Source organism: Roseateles sp. P5_E11, assembly GCF_054049355.1.
This window is the reverse complement of sequence record NZ_JBFUMO010000344.1, coordinates 1-6310: the sequence shown is the minus strand read 5'-3', so window position 1 is coordinate 6310 and position 6310 is coordinate 1. Positions and strand designations below refer to the sequence as shown.

At 63.5% G+C, this 6310-nt stretch carries 7 protein-coding genes; 5 read left to right on the top strand and 2 right to left on the bottom strand.

All coding sequences use genetic code 11. The features are described from left to right. A partial coding sequence (locus tag ACXJKR_RS21355) for an alpha-1,6-glucosidase domain-containing protein (RefSeq protein ID WP_457324530.1) occupies nucleotides 1-1766 on the top strand: 1766 nt, incomplete at its 5' end. A gap of 11 nt (nucleotides 1767-1777) precedes the next feature. Further along, nucleotides 1778-2332, top strand: a complete 555-nt coding sequence (locus tag ACXJKR_RS21350; protein ID WP_457324529.1) for a PEP-CTERM sorting domain-containing protein — start codon at nucleotides 1778-1780, stop codon at nucleotides 2330-2332. Between the two features lie 19 nt (nucleotides 2333-2351). Here ACXJKR_RS21350 and ACXJKR_RS21345 read toward each other — a convergent pair whose 3' ends face one another. Beyond that, the gene (locus ACXJKR_RS21345; RefSeq protein WP_457324528.1) at nucleotides 2352-3275 is read right to left on the bottom strand and encodes a LysR family transcriptional regulator; all 924 of its coding nucleotides are present in this window, start codon (nucleotides 3273-3275) and stop codon (nucleotides 2352-2354) included. Nucleotides 3276-3428: 153 nt separating this feature from the next. On the opposite strand from ACXJKR_RS21345, the gene ACXJKR_RS21340 reads away from it, so the two are divergent. The 3 genes from ACXJKR_RS21340 to ACXJKR_RS21330 all read left to right on the top strand — a co-directional run bounded on the left by ACXJKR_RS21340 (nucleotide 3429) and on the right by ACXJKR_RS21330 (nucleotide 5700). After that, entirely contained in the window at nucleotides 3429-4304 is an 876-nt protein-coding gene (locus ACXJKR_RS21340) for a pirin family protein (protein ID WP_457324532.1), read from the top strand. A 346-nt stretch (nucleotides 4305-4650) separates the two neighbouring features. Next, nucleotides 4651-5283: an isochorismatase family protein gene (locus ACXJKR_RS21335; protein WP_457324531.1), complete on the top strand. Its 633-nt coding sequence runs from the start codon at nucleotides 4651-4653 to the stop codon at nucleotides 5281-5283. Between the two features lie 201 nt (nucleotides 5284-5484). Next, entirely contained in the window at nucleotides 5485-5700 is a 216-nt protein-coding gene (locus ACXJKR_RS21330; protein WP_457324527.1) for a hypothetical protein, read from the top strand. Between the two features lie 90 nt (nucleotides 5701-5790). Here ACXJKR_RS21330 and ACXJKR_RS21325 read toward each other — a convergent pair. Continuing rightward, a partial coding sequence (locus ACXJKR_RS21325; RefSeq protein ID WP_457324526.1) for an alpha-1,6-glucosidase domain-containing protein occupies nucleotides 5791-6310 on the bottom strand: 520 nt, incomplete at its 5' end.

Here is a 6310-nt window from a genome sequence, read left to right as displayed (position 1 = left end):
CCTTCACCGAAAGCCAGTCCAATGGCATGAAGCACCTGACGGCACTGGCCGCAGCCGGCCTGACCGACGTGCACCTGCTGCCGGTCTTCGACATCGCCAGCGTCAACGAAAAGAGCTGCGTGACGCCCGTCCCAAGCGGCGCGCCCGACAGCGACTCGCAGCAGGCCACGGTCGCGGCTACTGCCGGCACCGACTGCTTCAACTGGGGCTATGACCCACTGCAGTTCAGCACGCCCGAAGGCAGCTACTCCAGCAATGCCAACGACCCGCTGACCCGCGTCGTCGAGTTCCGCCGCATGGTGCAGGCACTGAACGCCGCCGGCCTGCGCGTGGGCATGGACGTGGTGTTCAACCACACCACCTCGTCGGGCCAGAACGCCAGCTCGGTGCTCGACAAGGTCGTGCCCGGCTACTACTACCGCCTCAACGCGACCGGCGGCATCGAGCGCTCGACCTGCTGCGAGAACACCGCGGCCGAGAACCTGATGATGGCCAAGCTGATGATCGACTCGGCCGTCACCTGGACGCGCGACTACCGCATCAGCTCGCTGCGCTTCGACATCATGGGCCACCACCCGCGCTCGGTCATCGAGGCACTGAAGGCGCGCGTCAAGGTCGCCACCGGCCGCGAGGTGCAGATCGTCGGCGAGGGCTGGAACTTCGGTGAAGTGGCCAACGGCGCGCGCTTCGTGCAGGCCGAGATGCTGTCGCTCAACGGCTCGGGCATCGGCAGCTTCAACCCGCTGATCCGCGACGCGGTGCGCGGCGGCGGCTGCTGCGACTCCGGCAACGCGCTGGTCAGCGAGCAGGGCTACGTCAACGGCTACTTCTACGACTCCAACGCCAGTGCTTCGGGCCAGAACCGCGGCACGCTGATGTGGCAGGCCGACCGCCTCAAGGCCTCGCTGGCCGGCTCCATCCGCAGCTTCCAGATGCAGACGAGCTGGGACGCCAACCTGCGCCTGGACCAGATCGACGTCGGCGGCATTCCGGCCGGCTGGGTGCTGGAGCCCGGCGAAGTCGTCAACTACGTGGAGAACCACGACAACCTGACGCTGTTCGACAACAACGCCTTCCGCCTGCCCACCGGCACCAGCAAGGAGGACCGCGCCCGCGTGCAGATCCTGGCCAGCGCCATCAATGCCTTCAGCCAGGGCGTGGCCTATTTCCACGCCGGCGTGGACACGCTGCGCAGCAAGAGCCTGGACCGCAACAGCTACGACAGCGGCGACTGGTTCAACCGCCTGGACTGGAGCTATGCCGACAACAACTTCGGCGTCGGCCTGCCGCCCTCGCGCGACAACGGCGACAACTGGAACCTCGCCCGCCCGCTGCTGACCAACCCGTTGCTCAAGCCCCACCCCAACGACATCGCCTGGACGCGCGACGCCTTCCGCGACCTGCTGCGCATCCGCAAGAGCAGCACGCTGCTGCGCCTGCGCACGGCCGACGACATCAAGTCGCGCCTGAGCTTCCTGAACACCGGCTCCAACCAGGAAGCCACCGTGCTGGTCGGCCGCCTGAATGGTGTGGGCTATGCCGGCGCCAACTTCGACGAACTCGTCTACCTGATCAACGTCGACAAGACGGCCAAGCAGCTGACCCTGCCCACCCTGGCCGGCCACGCGCTGGAGTTGCACCCCGTGCACACCGCCGCGACCGCCGCCGACTGGCGCGCCAAGCAGGCCAGCTTCGACAGCGCAACCGGCAGCTTCAGTGTGCCGGCACGCACCGCTGTCGTCTTTGTCGTCCGCTCATCCAACTGAAAACCCACGCCATGAAGAAGCAACTCCGACACCTGGCCGTCGCGGCCGCGCTGGGCCTCGCCAGCCTCACAGCCCAAGCAGCACCCGTCGCCGTCGATGTCAGCGGCGCCCAGAGCATCAACCTGCAGGGCGAGGCCGGCAATACGGTCTGGCTCATCGATGTCGGCGCCAACGCCGTGCTGACCTCGCTGGACTGGGCCCTGGACCTGAACGCCTTCTCGCCCAGCCTGTTGGCCGAGATGCAGGTCAGCTTTGGCGACTCCAGTGCCACCAACTTGCTCACCTTCACCCCGGGCGGCGCGGACTTCAACAGCGGCAACGGCAGCTACAGCGGCTCGATCGACCTGAGCGGCTATGGCATCAGTGTGGGCGCCGATGGCCTGCTGCGGCTGGAGTTCAGCGAGGGCTTCAAGGACTTTGCGAACGGCGTGGCAGAAGGCGAGTGGGTCAGCGGGAACCTTACGTTTGGAGTCAGCGTGGGGGCGGTGCCGGAGCCAGGGAGCGTCACGCTGGCGCTGCTTGGCCTGGGCCTCGTTGCGGGCGCAAGGCGCCTTCGTCGCGACTGACGTATTCGTCCGTGGCAACCTACCGTCGCTGCGGTGTCAATGTCGCATCCAGTTGGCCGAGTTTCTCGACGACGAGATCGATGAACGCCGACACTGCCAGCGGCAGATGACGCCGGCTGGGGTAGAGCACAGTGAGTCCGTGTCCGGGACGCTGGTATTCGGGCAGCACGGGAACGAGGCGGCCGGCCCGCAAGTCATTGATGATGACGGCCCTCGGAAGCAGCGTGATCCCCAGCCCAGCCAGCGTGGCCTTGCGAAGGGCCTGCGCCGTGTTGCCGCTGAAGCGAGCGGCAACCTGCACAGCCTCATCGATGCCGTCCGGTCCGGCCAACCGCCAGGTCACATCACTGCCGCCAGGCTGCGCGAACGTCACGCAATCGTGTTCCAGCAGGTCCTGCAGCGCGCTGGGCGCGCCCCTCGCTGCCAGGTAGCCCGGGCTGGCCACCAGCCCGTCGTTGCCAGTGCAGAAAACGTGCCGCCCGACGTATGCCGAGTCCTCAAGGGGACCGCCACGAAACGCCACGTCGATGCGATCCGCGATCAGGTCCGCCTTTGAATCGCTGAGCACCAAGGCGAGTCGAACCTTGGGATAAGTTGCCAGGAACTCGGCGATCCACTCCATCACGAACAAGTCGAGAAAGTCGGCCGGGGCGCCAACGCGAACAAGTCCACTCGGCTCCCGGCTCCCCGAGCTCAGCTCTTGCCCGGCTTCGAAAAGTCCGGTGWCCAGACCGGCGCAACGCGCGTTGAACTCCTCGCCTGCGCTGGTGAGCGTGAGCTTGCGGGTCGAGCGTTGCAACAGCCGGGTGCCGAGGTGTTGCTCCAGCCCCTGAACGCGCCTGCTGACGGTGTTCGATGGCACGCCAAGGTGCCGCGCCGCGCCCGCAAAGCTGCCGCTGCGCACGACGCGCACGAACAAGGCAATGTCGTTCAGATCGAGCATGAGCACCTATTGATTCGATTTTTGGATGGATGCACTCCGATTGCACCGCCTAGTCCATCGATCCTAGCGCTCCTATCGTTCACGCATCGACTGCRGCAGCTCAGGCGTCATGTCTTCGCCGAGCGCACTTCCCATCAACGCCAAGGACGACCGATGCCCGCATCACAAGCCATTTCTGGCAATCCGACCCTTGATCAAGCATCGAGCGCCGGCGTGAGGGCCATCGGCCATCGCACGCATGGAAGCACCCATGGACCGATCACGCGGCTGGTGAGCCCGAGTGACCTCGGCGAGTCCCTGAAGCCATTCGTGTTTCTCGACCTCAACAGTTTCAGCCCCGGTCTTGGCAGCCAGGGTTTCGCGATGCATCCGCATTCGGGCATCGCCACGCTGACCTTCGTGATGACAGGCAACCTTCGCTACGAAGACACGACCGGCAAGAAGGGCGTGCTGCCCGCTGGCGGCGTGGAGTGGATGCGCTCCGGCAACGGCGTGTGGCACATCGGTGCACCCGTCGGCGACGTGCAGATGTCGGGCTTTCAACTCTGGGTCGCATTGCCGCCCTCGGAAGAGAACGCACCCGCGGAAAGCCTTTACCTGGCACCTTCAGATGTTCCGCACGAAGGCCCGGCCCGTGTGCTGCTCGGAAGCTACGGCAAGGCCCGGAGCCCGATTCCAGCGCCTTCGGGCATGAACTACCTGGCCGTGAGCTTGAAGGACAGCGAACGCTGGCGGTACACGCCGCCCGCCGGCCACACCGTGGCCTGGTTTGCGGTCAGCACGGGAGGAGTCGACGTGAATGGGATGGTGGGCACCGGTGAACTCGCCGTGTTCGAGGAATCGGAGCAAGCCATCGACTTCGTCGCCCACGGCGACACGTCCTTCGTCCTCGGCTCGGCGGTGAAGCATCCACACGACTTGGTGATGGGCTACTACTCGGTGCACACCAGCAAGGCCGCCCTCGCACAAGGGGAGGCCGAGATTCAGCGCATCGGCGCCGAGTTGCGGCGTGACAAGCGGATCGGCTAACGCACCGTCATCGGCGTCGACCGCTCGGTTCCCACCGAGTTATCCGCAAATTCAGCAACCACCGATTGAAACTCTTTGTCCACCGGGGCCGCTCCATGACCCATGTACTGGCTGCCGACGACATATTCGTGCGCTGGAAGGCACGATCCCCGCTGCCTAGGGCAGCACATCTAGTTCCCCATTTAAAAGTATCAGCCCATCGGAGATTCACATGAAGCGTAGAGAGATGCTTATTAGCGGCGCTGCAGTTGGCGGAACGACATTGCTGACCACGTCGGCGACAGCGGCAAACAAAGCCACCGCTGCTGCAGGCGGTGTATCCAGTTCCAAAACCAAAGGAAATGACATGACAAACAAGTGGATGATTGACCCCAACGATGCTGTATTGCTGCTGATAGATCATCAGAGCGGATTGTTCCAGTTGGTCCGTGATATGGAGTACAGGGAACTCCGTAACAACGTAATTGCGCTTGCGAAGGCAGCGAAGATCGCGAAGATCCCGACCGTTGCAACGGCATCAGTTCCCGGCGGTCCTAATGGTCCGATCATTCCCGATATCCTTCTGAGCAACCCCGATGTGGTCTACGTTCCCCGCAGCGGCCCGATCAATGCGTGGGATCACCGCCCTTTTGTCGAAGCCGTCGAAAAGACCAAGCGGAAGACATTGCTCATCGCAGGCACGCTCACGAGCATTTGCATGGTATTTCCTGCACTCAGCGCCCTCGCAGAAGGATACAAAGTGTTTTGCATTGTGGATGCCTCGGGTAATTGGTCGAAGATGGCAACCGACATCTCCATTGCCCGGGTCACGCAGGCGGGCGCGATGCCAATTGACACATTCGCGGCGATTACAGAGGTGATGCACACCTGGAATCGCCCAGAAGCAATGGAATTCGCCAAGGTCTTTGTCGACCACGTCGAGCCCGCATATGGCGCGTTGTTTGAAAGCTATGACATGGCACAAAAAAACGTGAAGTAGGTTCAGACAAAGACTGGACTTGGGCCACCTGGCGACAGGTGGCCCCTCAGTCTTCAACTTGGAGGAAGTTGCCGAAAAGCTAGATGCCTCATTACGCGAGCGACGCCATTGACCTAAACGCGAAATTTACTAGCACTGGCGACACCATGGGAGCAACGGTGGTCATCACTCATCGGGTGCGTGATGGCAAGCAGGCCGAGTATGAAGAAATGGATGAACGAAATCGGACCGCTTTGCCGATCGTTTGCTGGCAATCTTGACTGGCAGATCATCCATCCGGTTCCAGGCTTCTCCTCGACTTACACGGTCATCATCCGGTTTGACACCCAAGCAAATCTGCGCGCCTGGACGGAGCCCCCCGTTCGCAGCCAGCTCATCGAAAGGGTCTACGGCGTTGAACTATTTTCTGACGCGTGAAATGGAACAAGAGAGAGAAGCGCGGGGGTAGCGTAGCTGACGGATGCCGCTTGAAAGCAGGGCGATTTGCTCTCCTACGGCCTGTCCGCCTTACTCCAGTACGAACACCACCGCACTGCGGGCCGGCACCTCGAACACACCTTTGACCGCCCTCGCGTACCGCGCCACGCGCTGTTCCGCAGCCTGCTCACGACGCTGCACCGGATGCAGCCGCCAAACCGCACCGGCCTCTTCCGGCAACTTCAGCGTCTGCGCCGTCGGCGCCACATTGATCAGCGTCATTACCACCTTGAAGCCCGCACCAGGCAGGCCACGGCCGTCTATACGCGTCGCGACCAGCACCGGGTTCTGCCCCGCGCCGCTGCCCGGGAAGCTGACGCGCTTGCGGATCTCCGCCGCGCTGGGCAGCCGCAGCAGCGGCGTGCTGGCCCGGATCTTCAGCAGGTCGAGAAACACATCGCGCGCCCAGGCAATCTCGGCCGGGCCGGGGGCAATCGATGCATCCGCCAACCGCTCGCGAGCAAGCTCCCAATCGCGGCCATCCTTGCCGAAGTTGTCCTGCTTCGGCGGCAGGCCGGTGCCGAAATGGTTGCTCTGATAACTCCAGTCC